Consider the following 16,544-nt stretch of genomic DNA (forward strand, 5'->3'; position numbering starts at 1 on the left):
CGGGCCGCGGGTTCGCACCGCAGACCCGAACGTCATGGTTTCGCGGCCGGCCCGGAGGGTGAGCGCGATCGGGTTCTTCTTGTGAAGCCCGTTCTGGGTGGATCTCCGACAGTCCGGCCTCGAAAAACATTCGCTCGGGACGCTCGGGTTGGCCGGGCCGCTTCTCGTTCAGCCTTTCGACATCCGCCCAAGGCCGGGATCCGCGTGGCGCTCCCCGGCCGGTTCCCTCCTGTCAGAGGCTTGCGCGTAGGCCGCGGACAGGGCTCACGCGCTCCAGAACCGAGGCGGCGTGCAGGATCGTGGTCTCCGCCTGCCAGCTGCCCACCACCTGCACGTTGATTGGCAAACCCTCGCGGCTCGTCCCAAAGCGCATCGACAGGCCCGGCAGGCCCGTCACGTTGAGGGGCACAGTCGCGCCCTGCAGGTAGGTCAGGTCGACGGTCTCGCCGTTGACGACGAGGTCCTGGATGCCGTGCCGGTGCGCCGGGACGGGCAGCACCGGGGTCAGGAGCACGTCGTAGTCCCGGAAGTAGGCGGCATAGCCGTCCCGGAGCCGCTCCGCCGCCTGCTCGGCCGCGACGTAGTCCGCCATCGACGTGTCGGGCAGCGACAGCATGGTCCGCGCCATCTTGTAGATCTCATCCTCGGGACGGCCCGCGATCGCCTCTCGGAAGGCGGGCTTCATCTCCATGACGTGGAGCTTGTTGAACACGTCGAGGGCGAAGTCGCGCTCCAGCGCCGGGATGCGCACCTCCTCCACGGCGTGACCCTCGCCCTTGAGGGCCTCGGCCGCCGCGCGCACTGTCGCGGCGACCGCCGTGTCGATGGGCCCGAAGCCTGGCCCGATCATCCAGCCGACGCGGAGCTTGCGGTCCGGCGCGGCGCCGATACCGGCGTCGAACGGGACGGTGCTGGTCGCGAAGGCGTCCAGTCCATCGGGGCCGGCCAATTGCAAGAAGGCGAGCGCGAGGTCGCGGATCGAGCGCGCCATCGGGCCGACGTGCCAGAAGCGGCGCGGCGCCCGCGGCCAGATGCCCGTCATCGGCACGCGCCCGTGGGTGGCCTTCAGCGAGACGATGCCGGTCTGGGCGGCCGGACCGCGCACCGAAATGGCGAGGTCGGTCCCGAGGCCCAGCGGCGACATGCCGGCCGCGATGGCCGCCGACTCGCCGCCGCTCGATCCGCCCGGGGTGCGCTCCAGGTCCCACGGGTTGTTCGAGCGGCCGGACAGCAGGTTGTCGCTCTCGATCCAGTAGGAGAACTCGGGAAGGTTCGTCTTGGCGAGCAGGATGCCGCCGGCCTTCTTCAAGCGCGCCACGCTGGTCGCATCGGTATCGGGTGTGCGGCCCCTGAAGATGGGCGAGCCGCGCTGGGTCATCACGCCGGCGGTGTCGATGGAGTCCTTCACGGTGAAGGGCACGCCATGGAGCGGTCCGAGGTCCCTGCCCGCCATGACGGCCGCCTCGGCTTCCTTCGCGGCGGCGAGCGCCCCTTCGGCGACGGTGACGATGGCGTTGACCTTGGGGTCGACGGCCTCGATGCGATCGAGGTGCGCTTGCACGACCTCCACCGGAGAGACCTGCCGCGTGCGGATCAATTCGGCGAGTCGGGTCGCGTCCGAGAAGACGATGTCGATGGTCATGGGCTGGGATCCTGTGAGGTCGCCGATGCGGGCGGATCGCCCTGGCTGGGCCGGGCGACGATCATGGGTTGTGGGCAGGCGGTCGGGTGCGGGCGCCGCCGAGGGCACCCGCGTCCTCAGCGGTTCGCGAGGTGCGCGACGAGACGCTCGGCGGCGGGCCCGGAGGAGGCCGGGTTCTGGCCGGTGATGAGCAGGCCGTCCGTCACGACGAAGGGTCCCCAGTCGGCACCCTTGGCGTAGAGGCCGCCGTTCCGCTTGAGCTCGTCCTCAACCAGGAACGGAACCACCTGGGTGAGGCCGACGGCCTCTTCCTCGGTGTTCGTGAAGCCGGTGACGTGCCGGCCTTCGACCAAGGGCCTCCCGTCGGCCGCCTTGGCATGGCGCAGGACGCCGGGTGCGTGACAGACCAAGGCGAGGGGCTTGCCGGCGCCGAGCGTCGCCTCGATCAGCCTGATCGAGGCCGGATCTACGGCGAGGTCCCAGAGGGGCCCGTGCCCACCGGGATAGAACACCGCGTCGAAGCCTTCGTGGCCGACAGCATCGAGCCGGCCCGTCTCGGCCAGCATCGCCATGGCGGCCGCGTCGGCTTCGAAGCGGTGCGTCGCGTCGGTCTGGAAGCTCGGCTCGGCGCTCTTCGGATCAAGGGGCGGGCGGCCGCCCTCGGGCGAGACCAGGGCCACCTCCGCACCGGCATCCTTGAACACGTAGTAGGGGGCCGCGAGTTCCTCCAGCCAGAAGCCGGTCTTGCGGCCGGTGTCGCCGAGCCGGTCGTGCGAGGTCAGCACCATCAGGATCTTCATCATTGGTCTCCGGGTCTTTCGGTTGGGGGCGGAAAGTCTTGAGGTTCGGGTGGCCCGCCGGGGCCGCTTTCGGCGCCGGCTGGGTCGGGCGGGCCGGCCCTATCGCGCCTTCGCGGTGCGTCCCGCCGCCTGATCGCGCGTCGGCGTCGCTTGCGCGGGACGGGGCTGGGGGGTCGCGCCGCGGACCTCCTCGAACCGCGCCATGCGGACTGCGCCGATCGTCTCCAGGGTGATCCGCTCCTGTGCCGTCGCTTCCGACGCGGTCAGGACCGTCATCAGCCCGGCTACGGTGAGGGCTGCGGCTACCGGGGTCTGCGTGTGCTGGGACATGGGTTTTCTCCGTTTGGGTTCTGTTCCCCCGCCGGCCAGAGGGAGGCAGTTCACGTTCGCCTAAAGTAGACCGGTCGTCTCAAGTTTTGGCGTTATAAGAAGCCGTCCTGGGCAAGGTCGAAACGAAGGTGGATCAGTGCGACGCGAGGCCGAGGATGCGCCGGGTCGTCCCGATCGCAGCCTCGAACGGTGCGTCGGTTCGGACGATCTTGGCCATCAGGCTCGCACCGAGCCAGACGTGATACAGATCCTCGGCGGCTGTATGCGGTTCGCTCCCGACCTTGAGCGAACCCTCCGCCGCGCCCGCCGCGATGGATCGCGACAGCCGTTCTATGATCGCGGCGGTGCCGGCCTTGAGGGCGAGGCGCATCGCCTCGGACAGGTCCGAGACCTCCGCCGCAAGCTTCACCGCGAGGCACTTGCGCTGGTAGTCGATGCTCCCTTGCGTGGCCTGCCATTTGCGCCAGTAGTTCATCAGGCGCTCGGCATGGCTGAGCCCCGGTTCGGCCAGCGTCGTGTCGAGGTCGGCGAGATAGCTTTCGAAGTAGTCCGCCAGGAGGGCCTCGCCGAAAGCCTCCTTGGAGCCGAAGTAGTGATAGAACGACCCCTTCGGCACGCCGGCCGAGGTCAGGATCTCGTTGAGTCCGACCCCTGAGAACCCCTTCGCGCCGACGAGGCCGTAGGCGGTGTCGAGGATCCCCTGGCGGGTGTCGGTATGTGCGGTGACGCGTGCCATGGCGCAGAGATAGACCGGATTAGACCGGTCGTCTAGGGGCGTTTCGCATTTTTTCGCCCTGGGGAGCACGGGACTACGCGCGGCACTTCACGGCCTACGACCGTCGCCGAGGCACGTCGCACCGCTGGTGTCGGCATTCGAGACGTGCGCGCATCGCCCGCTTCGATCAACTCGGGTCGAAACCCGTCAACGGCCGGTCAGGATCAGACCCGAGACGCCCCCCTCTCGTCAGCCCGCTGCCAGGACCGCCGCCAGCCCGATATGGGTCACCTGGTGGAGGAACTGGTCGATGCCGATCAGCCACCAGAATCGGGTGTCGGTGGGCGGGAAGTGCGTGCGCCGGCCGATCAGGCCCTTGCCGCGGTCGATCACCGTGTGAACGGCGAAATCCACCAGCGCCAGCCACCACAGGGCCGGCTTGACCGGCAGCGCGATCAGCAGCGTGCCCAGGCCGTGCAGGCCGGTATGGGCGCAGAGCGGGAGGATCCAGGCGGAGGCCCGGTCCTTGCCGCGCGCCATCCAGGTGGTCTGAAGCAGGAAATCCGCCCCGAGCTGCTTCACCGCGAAGGCGAGGAACAGCAGCGCGAAGGCGCCGACCGAAACGGGCGTGTCGAAGGACGGCATCGCCGGGCTGGTTCTCCTGTCGCGCGCGTCGAATCGCGGCGCTCCAGCATACACCGCCGCCCGCATCCCGGCGCGCCGTGGATCGACGCGCGTCGAACCCGCCCCTGATCGAAATCAGCATTCGCTCAATGTTCTACACGATAGAAACATCATCCAAGACAAATCATGATCGCACGCGATGGTAAGATCCATATTTTAACCGTTCCAATTCCGGAAGATAAACATTGTTGTATCGATCCTGTGCGTGATAGCCCGGACCGCATCGCGAACACCACGAGGGCGAGATTGGCGGTCCGGGATTGCAACCTGAGCACATCGCGCGCGGCGAGGGCGTCGGGCCCGGCCACCTGACCATGCGGGATGGCGATCACGCCTTCGAGGCCCTGCGCGATGCCCATGTCGCGGCCCTCGCGGGCTCCCTGATCGACGGCGTCGCGCACGGGCCCGGGGGCGCGGGCTACGTCTGGTCGCGGAGCGTCCCGGACCCGGCCCTGAACTTCGCCTACGGGGTGCGCCGGCCCGACCAGTTCGCCTGGGCGGGGGCGGCGGCCCTCGGGCGCGCCCGGGCGCCGGCCTTCCTGGCGCGGGATGCCGAGGAGGTCGCCCTGCTGCGCGCCCTGTTCGAGCCCGCGATCCTCCGCCCGGCGCGCTGGATGATGGCGCGGCCGCCGCCGGCGCCCTTCACCGCGGACGGCGCGGTCGCCCTGCAGGCCACGCCCGCGCCGGGGCCGGATTTCGAGGGCGTCTTCGCCAACCTGTCGGACGATCCGGCCGTGCGGACGCATCTGCGCCGCACCCACCTGCCAGCCCTGCGGGCGGCCAAGGCGCGGCCCGGCCTCGCGCCGCTCCACCTCGTCCTGCGCGACGCCACCGGCCCGGCGGCCTGCGCGAGCCTCTACCTGCGGGGCGACACGGCCGGGCTGTACAACGTCGCCACCCGGTTCGACCGGCAGCGCCGGGGTCTGGGCACCGCCGTGACCGTCGCGGCCCTGCGCGCGGCGCGGGCGCGCGGGGTGGTCCAGGTGTTCCTGCACTGTCCGGCCGGCGGCGGCCTAGAGGCGCTGGCCGTCCGGGCGGGCTTCCGGACGGTCTGCGCGCCGATCCTGCTGTGCACGAGCCCGTCGTGAGGCGCGGGGGTGGTCGCCGGGCCTGTTCGACCTGCGATCCCGGGTTTCCAAAGGGCTCGGTCCTTCGGCGGGTGCTCAGGGCGGAGCCCTGAGAGGGTCTCCAGGGCTCCGCCCTGGACCCGCGAAAGGTCTCGACCTTTCGAAACCGGGACTCGATGCGCCCGACGCGCAACATCGTACGCGTCAGTCAAACGCGCTCTCAGAACGCTTCCTCGCCGTATCCGTAGGGCGTAATCCGAAAAACGAACTGCATCTCGGCCTCCGCATCGTGGAGCGCCAGGGCGCTGACCGGGCCGATCACGACTTTGCTGCCGCCCGCCGCGCGCGCGGCGTACCGTCCGCGCGTACCGGAGATCGCCAGCGCCGCCAGCATGTGCCGGACCGCCCGGGGCCGGCACGCGCCGTTCTCGCCGAGCCACAGAGCCGCCTCCCCGGGCCAGACGCGCACCGGCGGGGGCCGCCCGGTTCCGCCCCGCCGCGGACGGAGCCGGAGGAGGGCGGACGGGCGGGCGAAGACCCTCACGGCCGGCCGGTCCAGGCCGCCCGGAGGACCCGGAGATGGACCGCCGGGTTCGGCGCGACCGTGCGGCGGGCGGGCTGGCTGGCGGGCGGCCTGGATGGAACCGGATCGATCACCGCCAGACGGGCGACCTCGGCGGCCAGGCGGGTGTAATCGGCCAGGTGCACGCCGTCCCGGTAGAGGCCCGATCCGGCGAGCCCCCCGGTGCCGGCGCGGAGCGCGGCGAACGGGTCGATGAAGCCGTGGCCGCGCTCGGCACAGAGCGCCGCGAGCCTGTCCGAGAAGACCGCCACGGCGGCCGGATCCCGGCCGGTCGCCCAGGCGCCGACCGGCGGGATTGCGGCGACGAAGACCTGCGCCGACCACGCCTCCAGAAAACCCAGGATGCGCCGGACCTCCGCGGCGAACCTGTCCGCGCTCCGGGGCCGCTCCGGGTGACGCCAGCCCATGATGTCGTTGGTGCCGATGATCAGCACGGAGGCTGCGCAGCGGACCGGCACCCGCCGGTCCGCGCGGTGCAGGACCGTGCGGTGCAGATCCTTGAGATGCTTGGCGCAATCGGCCGCGGTGCTGCCGCCGACCGCGATGTTGAGGCTGGGCCGCCCGCCGAGATCCGGCGTCCCGATGTACTCCGCGTGGGAATTGCCCGCCAGCAGCACGCTGTCCGGCGTGGCGGCGCGCAGCGCGGCGCGAATCTCCGGGAACCGCACGGCCTGGTGTCGCCCCACGAGCCGGCCGTGATGCCAGCGGCGGGCGACGGTCTCGAACCAGGGGGCGCGCATGGGCTGTCCTCGTGCAGGCGTGAGGCATCGGCCGCCCGGAGGGCCGGGGCGGGAGCACGGTTCGGATTTCGGCGCGGTGGGTCGACGGTCCTCGACCGGGAACACGCGCCGGAATATTTCTCGATCCTGTGATACGGCGCCGGAAACAGATAGAAATACGAATCAATACAGCGCCAAGTCACCCTGAGTTTGTACGTGGGAATTTTTCACACGTCAACAGGAACGCCGGCGGCCGTCGAGCCGGCGCCGATGACTTCCGGGTCCCGCCGGGGGGCGCTACGTCGTGTCCGCGAGGGCCGGACGCGGCGGCTCGGAACAAGCGGGGGAGGCCGGAATGATCCAGGATCGCGTCTTCATCGTCACCGGGGCGGGCTCGGGCTTGGGGGAGGCCACGGCACGCGGCCTCGTGGCGGCGGGCGCCCGGGTCGTGGTGGCCGACATCGCCCGGGAGGCCGGCGCCCGGGTGGTGGCGGCACTCGGCGCAGCGGCGCGCTTCGCCGAGACCGACGTCACGCGCGAGGCGGACGGCGCCGCGGCGGTCCGGACGGCGCTCGACGCCTTCGGGCACCTGCACGGGCTCGTGAACTGCGCGGGCGTCGCGCCGGGTGAGAAGGTGGTCGGCCGCGACGGGCCGCACCGGCTCGACAGCTTCGCCCGGGCGGTCTCGGTCAACCTCGTGGGCAGCTTCAACATGATCCGGCTGGCCGCCGAGGCGATCGCCCGGGAGGCGCCCGATGCGGACGGCGCCCGGGGCGTGATCGTCAACACCGCCTCGATCGCGGCCTTCGACGGGCAGATCGGGCAGGCGGCCTACGCGGCCTCGAAGGGCGGGGTGGTGTCCATGACCCTGCCGATCGCCCGGGAACTCGCCCGGCACGGCATCCGGGTGGTGACGATCGCCCCCGGCATCTTCGAGACGCCCATGATGGCGGCGATGTCCCCGGAGGTGCAGGACGCGCTCGGCCGGAGCGTGCCGTACCCGCCGCGGCTCGGCCGCCCGGACGAGTACGCCGCCCTCGTCCGGCACATCTGCGAGAACCCGATGCTGAACGGCGAGACGATCCGCCTCGACGGGGCGCTGCGGATGCCGCCGCGCTGAGGGCGAGGCTTGATGTCGGGGCGCCGCCCCGACGCCCCGCCAAAGGGCTTGCCCTTCGGGATCCCCGAACTCGGGATCCCCGAACTTGGGATCCCAGAACTTGGGATCCCAGAACTTGGGATCAGCCGATCGAGACGCTGGTCAGCACCTCGGCGGCCCGGCGGACCTCAGCGGCGATCATCTCCTCGCTCGGGCCGTCGATCGGCATGTCGGACAGGATCGCCGCCACGTCGCGCTTCACGTCCTCGCGGATCTCGGGATTCTCCTCCGACAGGCGCCCGATCAGGACACCCAGCACGATCTCCAGGGCGGACATCTTGGCGTGCAGGCGCGTGAATTCGTCCAGCGCCTCGGGCTCGGGTCCGGTCATGGGGGGCTCCGTCTCGGGTGGGTCGGTCTCTCATACAGGCGGAGCGGTGGCCGGCGCCATCGGGATACCGGGCGGCTTTATTGCCCTGCCGGGGGCAACCGTATCCCGGAGCCGGCGTTTCACGCTCCCGTGAACGAACCCGCAAAGGGACGCCCGCCATGATCATCCGTCTCACCGCCGCAGCCGGCCTGCTCGCGCTCTCCACGAGCCTCGCGCCGGCCCAGACCGCCACCGCGACCCCCGCCGAGCCGGCCTCCAGGGCCGACAGCAACCTAAAGGAATGGCAGGTCGCCAAGCTCGCCAAGGTCGGCCTCGCCCAGGCGCTGACCACCGCCGAGTCGCAGGGCGACGAGAAGGGCGGCCGCGCCATCGACGCCGACTTCGAGAAGGCCGGCAGCAAGGATCCGGCCCATTACAGCGTGAAGGTCGTCTACCCGAGCGGCAAGCTCGTGGAATACGGCATCAACGCCGACACCGGCGCGCTCTACAAGACCGAGAACCAGCCGTTCGAGCGCTACTTCACCCGCTTGAAGGCCTCCGACTTCCAGAACGCGAAGACCTCCCTGAAGGACGCGCTCGCCATCGCCGAGCAGAAGGCCGGCGGCGGCAAGGCCTACGAGGCCGAGGTCGAGAAGGACGGCTCGGCGGTCCAGTACGAGATCAAGGTCGCTGGCACCGACAAGGAGCAGGAGGTCAAGGTCGGCCCGGACGGGAAGGTCTTGAACTGAGAAGGCGGGCTGCGGCGGTGAAGGCTGCCGCAGCCCGCTCCGTCCTTGCGAGCGGAGCGAAGCGATCCAGAAGCGCTACGCTCACCAACCGCGCGCCGCCCTGGGTCGCTTCGCTGCGCTCGCGATGACGGCCGGGTCGGATCGGCTCTGCTGCATCCTGTCGCCCGGCGGCCCGTCTGGGGAGCCGAACGGCCTTCGCAACGCTTCCTGTCCGTAACGCAGCCCGAGCGGCTGCTGACTCCGGAGGGCGGCATGGACGCGGGCGCGCAGGACACCGACGGCCATCTCGGCCGCCCCCACACCCGGGTCGAGGGACCCGACAAGGTCACGGGCCGGGCCCTCTACAGCTCCGACCGCATCGGCCCGGATCGAGACACCGCCCACGCCGCCCTGGTGACCAGCACCATCGCCCGGGGCCGGATCACCGGGTTCGACTGCGACGCCGCGCGGGCGGTGCCGGGCCTGCTCGCCATCTTCACCCACCGGGACTTTTCCGGCGCGGTGGCGCCGGTGGCTCACCTGATGGCCGGCGGCTACGCCAACAGCTCGCACCGGCCGCTCGCGTCCGACGCGGTCGCCTATGCCGGCCAGATCGTGGCCCTCGTGGTCGCCGAGACCCAGGAGGCCGCCGAGGCGGCGGCTGGCGCCGTCAGGGTCTCCTACGCGGCCGAGCCCGCCGCCGGCGGCTTCGATGCCCCCGGCGCCGAGACCGTGCGCCTTGCCGACCTGAAGCCCCACCACGAAGACATCGCCCGGGGCGATGCCGGGGCCGGCCTGGCGGAGGCGGCCCTGCGCATCGAGGCGCGCTACGAGACCCCGGTCCAGCACCACAACCCGATCGAGCTGTTCACCACCCGGGCCGCCTGGGACGGCGACCGGCTCACCGTGCACGAGCCGACCCGCTATGTTGGCGCCGTGCAGCACGGGCTCGCCGCGCAGCTGGGGCTCGATCCCGCGAACGTGCGGGTGGTGGCGGGCCTGATCGGCGGCCATTTCGGCTCGAAATTCGCGCTGTCGCAGCACACGGCGCTGGTCGCGCTCGCGGCACGGCGCCTCGGCCGACCGGTCTCCCTGGTGCCGAGCCGGCGGCACTGCTTCACCATCGCCAATTACCGGCCGGAATCGCGCCACGCCCTCCGCCTCGGCGCCGACCGGGCCGGCCGGTTCACCGCCCTGGTCCACGAGGCCGAGACCGTGACGTCGCGGTTCGATCCCTTCGTCATGGAGGGCGCGGAGGTGACGGCGAGCCTCTACGCCTGCCCGAACATCCGCACCGAGGAGCGGGCCGTGCGGGTCGACCGCAACACGCCGGGGCCGATGCGGGCGCCCCCGGAGGTGCCGTTCCTGTTCGCCCTGGAGAGCGCCGTCGACGAGATGGCGGTGGCGCTGGCCATCGACCCGATCGAACTGCGGCGGCTGAACGACACGGCGGTCGATCCGGTCTCGGGAAAACCGTTCTCGACCCGGCCGCTGATGGCCTGCTTCGCGGCGGGCGCGAAGGCCTTCGGCTGGTCGCGCCGGGTGCCGCGCCCCGGTTCGATGCGCGACGGACCCTGGCGGGTCGGCCTCGGCTGCGCGACCTCGGTGCGGCCGGCCAAGATCGCCGCCGCGACGATGCGGGTCCGGCTCGGCCCGGATGGGTCCGCGGAGGTCTCTTGCGCGCACCACGAGATCGGCAACGGCATCACCACGCTGCTGGCGATGGGTGCGGCGGACGGGCTCGGCGTGCCGGTGGCGCGGGTCACCGTCCGGCTCGGCGACACGGACCTGCCGGCGGCCGGCATCTCGGGCGGGTCGAGCACGACCACCAGCCTGATGCATGCCCTGGCGCTCGGCTGCCGGCAGATCCGCGAGACCCTCGCGCAGGCCGCGACCGGGCAGGGCGGGCGCCTCGCCGGCCGGGATCCGAGCGTTCTACGCCTCGCGGGCGGCCGGCTTGCGGCGCCGGACGGGACCGGGATCGCGCTGGCGGAGGCCGTCGGCCCCGAGGGCGTCGAGACCGTCGCGGCGTTCGTGCCGGCGGGCGGCGACCGCGACACAGCGCTCGCCGGCCTGCGGCGGGGCCATATCGGGCTCACCCTTGGCGGGGGCGGCAAGGCCGTCTCCTGGGGGTTCGGCGCGCAGTTCGCGGAGGTCCATGTCCATGCCGAGACCGGGGAGATCCGGGTGGCGCGGCTGACCGGCGCCTTCGCGGCGGGGCGGATCCTCAACCCGTTGACCGCGAAAAGCCAGCTCATGGGCGGGATGATCTGGGGCCTCGGCTCGGCGCTGCTCGAAGAGACGGTGGTGGACGGTGCCGCCTACCGCAACCCGGATCTGGCCGAATACCTCGTCCCCACGGCGGCCGACGCGCCGGAGGTCGAGGCGCTGCTGGTGCCCGATCCCGACGATCAGGTGGACGCGCTGGGGCTGAAGGGCCTGGGCGAGCTCGGAATCATCGGGGTGAACGCGGCCATCGCCAACGCCGTCCATCACGCCACCGGCCGCCGGATCCGCAAGCTGCCGATCCGGCTGGAGGATGTGGCGTAGAGGGGCGCCACCTCTCCCTCCCCCCTTTGCGGGGGAGGGAGCGCGTGCCGTTCTGCGACCGACTTACTCCATCACCGGCGCGAGCTTCTTCACGCCCTGCACATCATCCCCCAGCCACGCCGCGTTCTTGGCCGTGCCGTCGAAGGTGGCGCTCGTCTTGAACAGCTCGTACTTGCCCTCCAGCGCGTAGGGCTTCGACCGCGACAGCAGCTCGGCCACCGCCGCCTTGTCCATCGGCGTGAAGGTCTTCACCGCCTCGAAGGCCTGGTCGAGGTCGCGCTGGTTCTGGATGCCGGTGATCACCACCGAGACCGGCAGGTTCAGCGAGAAGTGCAGGTACTCGATCGGCTTGATCGGCGCGTCCGCCTTCAGGATCACCCCGTCGCCGAACGTCTTCATGGCGAGCGGCGCGATGCCGTTCTGCACCAGATACGGCAGGACGAGGTGGCTGAACGAGCGGAAATGCGCGTCCATCACGTTGACGGGCATCTGCACGGAATCGAAGTGGAAGCCGCGTTCGGCCGCCACCTCCAGCATCTGCAGGTGGATGCGCGGGTCCTTGTGGCCGGTGAAGCCGATGTAGCGCAGCTTGCCGGCCTTCTTGGCCTCCAGAAAGCCCTCCATGGCGCCGCCCTCGGCGAAGACCCGGTCCGGGTCGTCGTAGCGCAGGATCTCGTGGTGCTGGACGAGGTCGATCCGGTCGGTGCGCAGGCGCAGGAGCGACTGGTCGATCTGCTTGAGCGCCTCCGCCTTGGTCCGCCCGTCCATCTTGGACATCAGGAAGACCTTGTCGCGGTAGCCGCCCTGGGCCAGCGCCGCGCCCATGCGCAGCTCGGAGCGCCCGTCGTTGTAGTCCCAGCAATTGTCCATGAAGGTGATGCCGCGGTCGATCCCGGCATGGATCAGCCGGGTCGCCTCGTCGTCGGTCACGGCGCCCTTGCCGAGGTGGAACCCGCCCATCCCGATCGCCGAGATCTTCTCGGAGGTCTTCCCGAAGGTCCGGTAGAGCATCTCGCCCCGGCGCTCGCCGGGGTCGGTGACGAAGGGCAGGTCGGCCGGATCCTGCGGGCGGGTGTTCGGCAAGGGGCCGGTGCTGGCGGGGGCGTTCACGGCCGCACCTGCGCTGCCGGCGCCTGCCAGAGTTGTCCCTGTAAGCCCTGCGCCCAGTACGGCGCCCTGTAGGAAGCTGCGGCGTTCCATCGGCTGTCTCCGTTCGCGGATGTCCGGGTGCGGGGAGATAACAGGTCGTACCGGATCATCGTTCGCGCTCCTCGGCGAGGCGTCCTGCCGCGTGGAGCAGGCGCAGGGCGGCGCAGGCGGCGCCGTAACCGTTGTCGATGTTGACCACCGTGATGCCGGGCGCGCAGCTCGCCAGCACCGCCTCGAGCGCCGCCCGGCCGCCCGCCGCGACGCCGTAGCCCACGGAGGTCGGCACCGCGATCACCGCCCCGGCCACGAGGCCGCCGACCACGCTCGGCAACGCCGCATCCATCCCGGCGGCCACGATCACCACCGGATGCGCCCGGATTTCTTCGAGGCGCGTGGTCAGCCGCCACAGGCCCGCGACGCCGACGTCGGCGAAGAGCGACGCGGCCCGGCCGGCATAGGCCAGCACCCGCAAGGCCTCGCGGGCGACCGGCACGTCCGAGGTGCCGGCCGCCACCACGGCGACACGGGCCGGCCCCTTGACCTCCGGCGGCGTGCCGAACACGGCCGTGCGCGAGACCGGGCAATAGTCCAGCCGCAAAGCTGCGTTGAGCCGGTCGCGTTTCTCCGGATCGAGGCGGGTGAGGAGCAGCGAGGCGCCGCGGGCGCGTGCAGCCCCCAGGATCGCGTCGATCTGCTCCGGGCTCTTGCCGGCGCAGAAGATCGCCTCCTCCAAGCCGATCCGCTCGGCCCGGGCGAAATCGAGGGTGAATTCTTCCGTCACGCTCACGCCCGGGTCTCCCGCGGCTCGACCAGGAAGGCGCTGCCGGCCCGGTAGGGGGCGAAGCGGACCGGGCCGGCGAGGCCCGGCGGTGCGATGTCCCGGATGCCCGCCCCGAGCGTTTCACGATCCGCGGCGTCGAGGGCGGCGAGGCTCCCGGGATCCAGCTCCACCACCACCCCCTCGGCCCGCACCCGGCAGCGGACCGCGCGCTGGGCGCCCGCACCCGCATCCAGCGCCCCGCCGACCAGCCGCTCGACCGCGTGGATGAAGCCCAGAATCTCCGGCTCGATCGCGATGCCGGTCTCGACCCGGCTCGACAGGCAGGGCGCCGCCGGCAGCTCCGCCACCGCGCCGAGGCCGAGGGCGCGGGCGAGCGCCCGGACGGCGGCCTTGTCGAACCCGGCCTCCACGTAGGGGTGGCGCACGCCGTGCTCCCGGGCGGCGTCGAGGCCGGGGCGGTACTCGCCGAGGTCGTCGCGGTTGGCCCCCGACAGGATCTGCCGGTCGGTGACCCGCCGGACCGCGCCGTAGAGATTGGTCTTGCAGAAGAAGCAGCGGTTGACCGGGTTCGCCCGGTAGGCGGGATCGGCGAACTCGCCGGCCTCGATCACCCGTAAGGACCAGCCCTCGCGGGCGGCCTCGGCGCGCACGCGCGCGGTCGCCTCCCCGGGCACGGCCGGCGAGACCGCGTGGACCACCAGGGTCGCCCCCGGCGCCAGCCGGTGGGCGAGGGTGGCGAGGGTCAGGCTGTCGACCCCGCCGCTCGCCGCCACCGCCACGGGGCCGAGCCCGGCGAGGACGGATTCGAGATGCTGGCGCGTCACCGCTCCTCCTGCTCCTGTTCCAGCGCGAGCCGCTCGGCCTCGCGGCGCAGGGTCGCCCGCGTCGCGTGGCCCGCATGGTCCCGGGCATCGTCGGCCTCGGCCTTGGCGGTGCGCCCGCCCGGGCGGTCGACGACCTTGACCCGGACGCTCTGGCCGGCCTGCTCCACGGTGCGGGCCACGCGGTCCAGCACCGCGCCCTCCACAAGGTGGTAACGCAGGCCGATCGTGGTGGTCTCCCGGAAGCAGGAGGCGATCGCCGCCTCCAGGCTCTCGGGCCGCACCAGAACCTGGATATGGGCCATCATCCGGCCCTTCTTGCCGAGGACCGCGGCCTGCACGACGTCGAGGATCCCGGGCTCGGCGCGCAAGCGGTCGAGGCCCAGGGCGAGATCCTCGCCGGACTGGTCGTCGACCTCGAAGGCGATCACCGCGAGGTCCCGCCGGCCCGTTGCGGCGGGTCCGTCCTCCAGCACGAGGGCGCGCAGGCAGTTGCTCAGGCCCGGCAGCACCGTCGTGCCGAAGCCGATGCCGGTGCGCCCGAGGATGCCGCGCGGTCGGCCCCGCCCGGGATCGGCGCCGCAGAGATGGCGCAGGATCGCCGCCCCGGTGGGGGTGACGCGCTCGCCGGGAACCCCGTCGTCGAGGGTCGAGAAGCCGTCGAGCAGCAGCGTCGTGGCGGGGGCCGGGACGGGGAGGGGGCCGTGCTGGGTCCGCACCCGGCCGGAGCCGAGCGGCAGGGCCGAGACGCTCCAGCTCCGCGCCTCCAGGGCGGCGATCAGGTGGGCGGCCGCCACGATGTCGGCGATCGAGTCGATGGCCCCGACCTCGTGGAACGCCACCGCCTCGACCGGGATGCCGTGGACCCGGGCCTCCGCCGCGGCGAGGTGCGCGAAGATGCCGAGCGCGTGCGCCCGGACCGCGGGCGCGAGGTCCGCTTCCGTCAGCGCGGCCCGGATCTCCGACCAGGGGCGGTGGCCGGGGCCGGGGCCGTGGGTCCGGTCGTGATCGTGGTGCGCGTGATGGTCATCAGGGTGGTCGTGGTGATGATGACCGTGCCGATGACCCGGCCGGTGATCGGGCTCGACCTCGGGTCCGGATACGGAAAAGCGCGCCCCGCGTAGAATGCCGTCGTTGTGCGGATGCAGCACGCAGGCGATGCGGGCATCGACCGCCCGGAGGCTCGCGCCCACGCCCTCCCGGTGCTCGGGGAAGGCATCGAGCAGCGCGGCCGCGAACATGTCGCCGGCCACGCCGCCGAGGGCATCGAGGTGAATGTGCATCGTCTGCCGGTCGGCCTGCCGTGAATCACGAGGTCCCGCTCAGATCGGCCGCATCGGCCCCAAGGCAAGGTTCGCCGGGGGACTCGGGAACGACCGGTGCCGCGGCGTATCGCCCGCCCGATCTACGGCGGCTGCAGGTAGGCCGGGTCGAACAGGCCCCGCTCCCGCAGGCCGTCGAGGTCGCGGATCGTCAGCCGCCGGTTGCGCAGGACGACGAGGCCGCCGGTGCGCAGCTCCTTGAGGGTGCGGTTGATGTGCACGCTCGTCTGGCCGAGGGCGTCGGCGAGGTCGGGCTGCGTCACCGGCATCGGCAGCGTGGTCCCGTCCGCCAGGCCCGCCCAGGTGAGCCGCAGGTGCAGCTCGCAGAACAGGTGCGCCAGCCGCTCGATCGCCGAGCGGCGCCCGACGCTGGCGATCCACTCCCGGTGGATCGCCGTGGTGGCGAGCACCTCCCGCCACAGGCCCTCCTCGATGGCGGGCCGGCCGCGGACCGCCTCGCCGATCTGCTCGGGGGTGATCCGCGCCACCGTGACGGGGGTCAGCGCCCCGACGGCGTGGTCCATCCGCGCCCGGCGGAACGCGAACGGATCGCACAAATCGCCCGGCAGCAGTAGGGCGACGATCGCCCGCCGTCCGTCCGGGAACGGCTTGTAGCGGCAGGCCCAGCCGTCGAGGATCAGGTGCGTGTGGTACGGCGCGGTGTGCGGCCCCTCGATGTCCTGGCGGCCGGCGACGTGGCGGACATGCTGGCGCGCGAGGCCGTCGAGGGCCGCACGGTCCTCGGGCGCGAGGCGGACATGCCGCTCGATCTTCCGGACGAACGGAGTCTCCACGCCCGCCTCCGGTCAGGTCGCGGCGGGGCCTGCGGGGCGGACTTGCACCGGCCTCATGTCGCCGGTCCGGCGACCATCCGGGGCATTGCGGCCGGGCCGGGCCGGGACGGCCGGCGCAGGTGCGTGTCCGGGTCGAAGCACGCGACGGTGTCGTCCACGGTATCGATCAAGGTGTCAGGCACAGAGCTTTCGATCGGCAGAAGGCAGACGGTTCATCGGACGACGGAACCCGGATGTTCTTGGTCTGCTTGTGCCTGGCCCGGGAAAACGCGCGCCAACCTGTGTTAGTTTGCCGAACGGGGGGGTGCACGCCGGGCTCGACACGCCGCGAATCCGCTCCCGGATCCGCCCTCGCTTGCGACCGCCGGGGCTGCGCTGACGCATCGCCCG

General features: G+C 72.0%; 17 protein-coding genes. 4 read left to right on the forward strand and 13 right to left on the reverse strand.

What is annotated here, in order from left to right; genetic code table 11:
- Positions 1-232 precede the first annotated feature (232 nt).
- From MKK75_RS31460 to MKK75_RS31480, 5 genes are all read right to left on the reverse strand, one after another.
- Positions 233-1,642: an amidase gene (locus tag MKK75_RS31460; RefSeq protein ID WP_244046401.1), complete on the reverse strand. Its 1,410-nt coding sequence runs from the start codon at positions 1,640-1,642 to the stop codon at positions 233-235.
- A 116-nt stretch (positions 1,643-1,758) separates the two neighbouring features.
- Positions 1,759-2,442, reverse strand: coding sequence for a type 1 glutamine amidotransferase domain-containing protein (locus MKK75_RS31465; RefSeq protein ID WP_244046528.1), 684 nt, complete (start codon positions 2,440-2,442; stop codon positions 1,759-1,761).
- A gap of 99 nt (positions 2,443-2,541) precedes the next feature.
- Entirely contained in the window at positions 2,542-2,772 is a 231-nt protein-coding gene (locus MKK75_RS31470) for a hypothetical protein (RefSeq protein ID WP_244046402.1), read from the reverse strand.
- A 133-nt stretch (positions 2,773-2,905) separates the two neighbouring features.
- Positions 2,906-3,508 carry a TetR/AcrR family transcriptional regulator gene (locus MKK75_RS31475; RefSeq protein ID WP_244046403.1) on the reverse strand — a complete coding sequence of 201 codons (603 nt, stop codon included), beginning with the start codon at positions 3,506-3,508 and terminating at the stop codon, positions 2,906-2,908.
- Between the two features lie 228 nt (positions 3,509-3,736).
- The gene (locus MKK75_RS31480; RefSeq protein WP_244046404.1) at positions 3,737-4,132 is read right to left on the reverse strand and encodes a DUF3307 domain-containing protein; all 396 of its coding nucleotides are present in this window, start codon (positions 4,130-4,132) and stop codon (positions 3,737-3,739) included.
- A gap of 299 nt (positions 4,133-4,431) precedes the next feature.
- Between MKK75_RS31480 and MKK75_RS31485 the strand changes: the two genes are divergently transcribed.
- Complete coding sequence (locus tag MKK75_RS31485) at positions 4,432-5,259, forward strand: GNAT family N-acetyltransferase (RefSeq protein ID WP_244046405.1); 828 nt, start codon at positions 4,432-4,434, stop codon at positions 5,257-5,259.
- Between the two features lie 199 nt (positions 5,260-5,458).
- On the opposite strand, the gene MKK75_RS31490 is transcribed toward MKK75_RS31485, so the two are convergent.
- Entirely contained in the window at positions 5,459-5,782 is a 324-nt protein-coding gene (locus MKK75_RS31490; RefSeq protein ID WP_244046406.1) for a hypothetical protein, read from the reverse strand.
- The gene (locus MKK75_RS31495) at positions 5,779-6,561 is read right to left on the reverse strand and encodes an SGNH/GDSL hydrolase family protein (RefSeq protein ID WP_244046407.1); all 783 of its coding nucleotides are present in this window, start codon (positions 6,559-6,561) and stop codon (positions 5,779-5,781) included. Before MKK75_RS31495 ends, MKK75_RS31490 begins: the two co-directional genes overlap by 4 nt.
- A 334-nt stretch (positions 6,562-6,895) precedes the next feature.
- On the opposite strand from MKK75_RS31495, the gene MKK75_RS31500 reads away from it, so the two are divergent.
- Positions 6,896-7,660 (forward strand): SDR family NAD(P)-dependent oxidoreductase, encoded by a 765-nt coding sequence (locus MKK75_RS31500; protein ID WP_244046408.1) that lies wholly within the window; start codon positions 6,896-6,898, stop codon positions 7,658-7,660.
- 121 nt (positions 7,661-7,781) lie between these two features.
- Here MKK75_RS31500 and MKK75_RS31505 read toward each other — a convergent pair whose 3' ends face one another.
- On the reverse strand, positions 7,782-8,030 hold the full coding sequence (locus MKK75_RS31505) for a hypothetical protein (RefSeq protein WP_244046409.1): 249 nt from the start codon (positions 8,028-8,030) through the stop codon (positions 7,782-7,784).
- A 158-nt stretch (positions 8,031-8,188) separates the two neighbouring features.
- Here MKK75_RS31505 and MKK75_RS31510 point away from each other — a divergent pair, with 158 nt between their 5' ends.
- Together MKK75_RS31510 and MKK75_RS31515 are read left to right on the forward strand one after the other, a co-directional pair.
- Positions 8,189-8,758: a PepSY domain-containing protein gene (locus tag MKK75_RS31510; protein WP_244046410.1), complete on the forward strand. Its 570-nt coding sequence runs from the start codon at positions 8,189-8,191 to the stop codon at positions 8,756-8,758.
- Between the two features lie 252 nt (positions 8,759-9,010).
- Positions 9,011-11,287: a xanthine dehydrogenase family protein molybdopterin-binding subunit gene (locus MKK75_RS31515; RefSeq protein WP_244046411.1), complete on the forward strand. Its 2,277-nt coding sequence runs from the start codon at positions 9,011-9,013 to the stop codon at positions 11,285-11,287.
- A 63-nt stretch (positions 11,288-11,350) separates the two neighbouring features.
- On the opposite strand, the gene MKK75_RS31520 is transcribed toward MKK75_RS31515, so the two are convergent.
- The 5 genes from MKK75_RS31520 to MKK75_RS31540 form a co-directional block, all read right to left on the reverse strand.
- Positions 11,351-12,487, reverse strand: a complete 1,137-nt coding sequence (locus MKK75_RS31520; protein WP_244046412.1) for an aldo/keto reductase — start codon at positions 12,485-12,487, stop codon at positions 11,351-11,353.
- 55 nt (positions 12,488-12,542) lie between these two features.
- Positions 12,543-13,223, reverse strand: a complete 681-nt coding sequence (gene larB / locus MKK75_RS31525) for a nickel pincer cofactor biosynthesis protein LarB (RefSeq protein WP_244046413.1) — start codon at positions 13,221-13,223, stop codon at positions 12,543-12,545.
- On the reverse strand, positions 13,220-14,041 hold the full coding sequence (locus MKK75_RS31530) for an adenine nucleotide alpha hydrolase (RefSeq protein ID WP_244046414.1): 822 nt from the start codon (positions 14,039-14,041) through the stop codon (positions 13,220-13,222). The genes larB and MKK75_RS31530 overlap by 4 nt, the downstream gene beginning before the upstream one ends.
- Positions 14,038-15,321, reverse strand: a complete 1,284-nt coding sequence (locus MKK75_RS31535) for a LarC family nickel insertion protein (RefSeq protein WP_244046415.1) — start codon at positions 15,319-15,321, stop codon at positions 14,038-14,040. The genes MKK75_RS31530 and MKK75_RS31535 overlap by 4 nt, the downstream gene beginning before the upstream one ends.
- Positions 15,322-15,443: 122 nt before the next feature.
- On the reverse strand, positions 15,444-16,154 hold the full coding sequence (locus tag MKK75_RS31540) for a Crp/Fnr family transcriptional regulator (protein WP_244046416.1): 711 nt from the start codon (positions 16,152-16,154) through the stop codon (positions 15,444-15,446).
- Between the last annotated feature and the right edge of the window lie 390 nt (positions 16,155-16,544).

Source organism: Methylobacterium sp. J-030 (genome assembly GCF_022829545.1).
Taxonomy (GTDB): Bacteria; Pseudomonadota; Alphaproteobacteria; order Rhizobiales; family Beijerinckiaceae; genus Methylobacterium.

Bases quoted from the DNA above. Each gene is read 5' to 3' on its own strand.
- MKK75_RS31510 (WP_244046410.1), top strand. From the start codon at position 8,189: ATGATCATCCGTCTCACCGCCGCAGCCGGCCTGCTCGCGCTCTCCACG.
- MKK75_RS31475 (WP_244046403.1), bottom strand. From the start codon at position 3,508: ATGGCACGCGTCACCGCACATACCGACACCCGCCAGGGGATCCTCGAC.
- MKK75_RS31515 (WP_244046411.1), top strand. From the start codon at position 9,011: ATGGACGCGGGCGCGCAGGACACCGACGGCCATCTCGGCCGCCCCCAC.
- MKK75_RS31505 (WP_244046409.1), bottom strand. From the start codon at position 8,030: ATGACCGGACCCGAGCCCGAGGCGCTGGACGAATTCACGCGCCTGCAC.
- MKK75_RS31470 (WP_244046402.1), bottom strand. From the start codon at position 2,772: ATGTCCCAGCACACGCAGACCCCGGTAGCCGCAGCCCTCACCGTAGCC.
- MKK75_RS31465 (WP_244046528.1), bottom strand. From the start codon at position 2,442: ATGAAGATCCTGATGGTGCTGACCTCGCACGACCGGCTCGGCGACACC.
- MKK75_RS31460 (WP_244046401.1), bottom strand. From the start codon at position 1,642: ATGACCATCGACATCGTCTTCTCGGACGCGACCCGACTCGCCGAATTG.
- MKK75_RS31480 (WP_244046404.1), bottom strand. From the start codon at position 4,132: ATGCCGTCCTTCGACACGCCCGTTTCGGTCGGCGCCTTCGCGCTGCTG.
- MKK75_RS31520 (WP_244046412.1), bottom strand. From the start codon at position 12,487: ATGGAACGCCGCAGCTTCCTACAGGGCGCCGTACTGGGCGCAGGGCTT.
- MKK75_RS31535 (WP_244046415.1), bottom strand. From the start codon at position 15,321: ATGCACATTCACCTCGATGCCCTCGGCGGCGTGGCCGGCGACATGTTC.
- MKK75_RS31495 (WP_244046407.1), bottom strand. From the start codon at position 6,561: ATGCGCGCCCCCTGGTTCGAGACCGTCGCCCGCCGCTGGCATCACGGC.
- MKK75_RS31500 (WP_244046408.1), top strand. From the start codon at position 6,896: ATGATCCAGGATCGCGTCTTCATCGTCACCGGGGCGGGCTCGGGCTTG.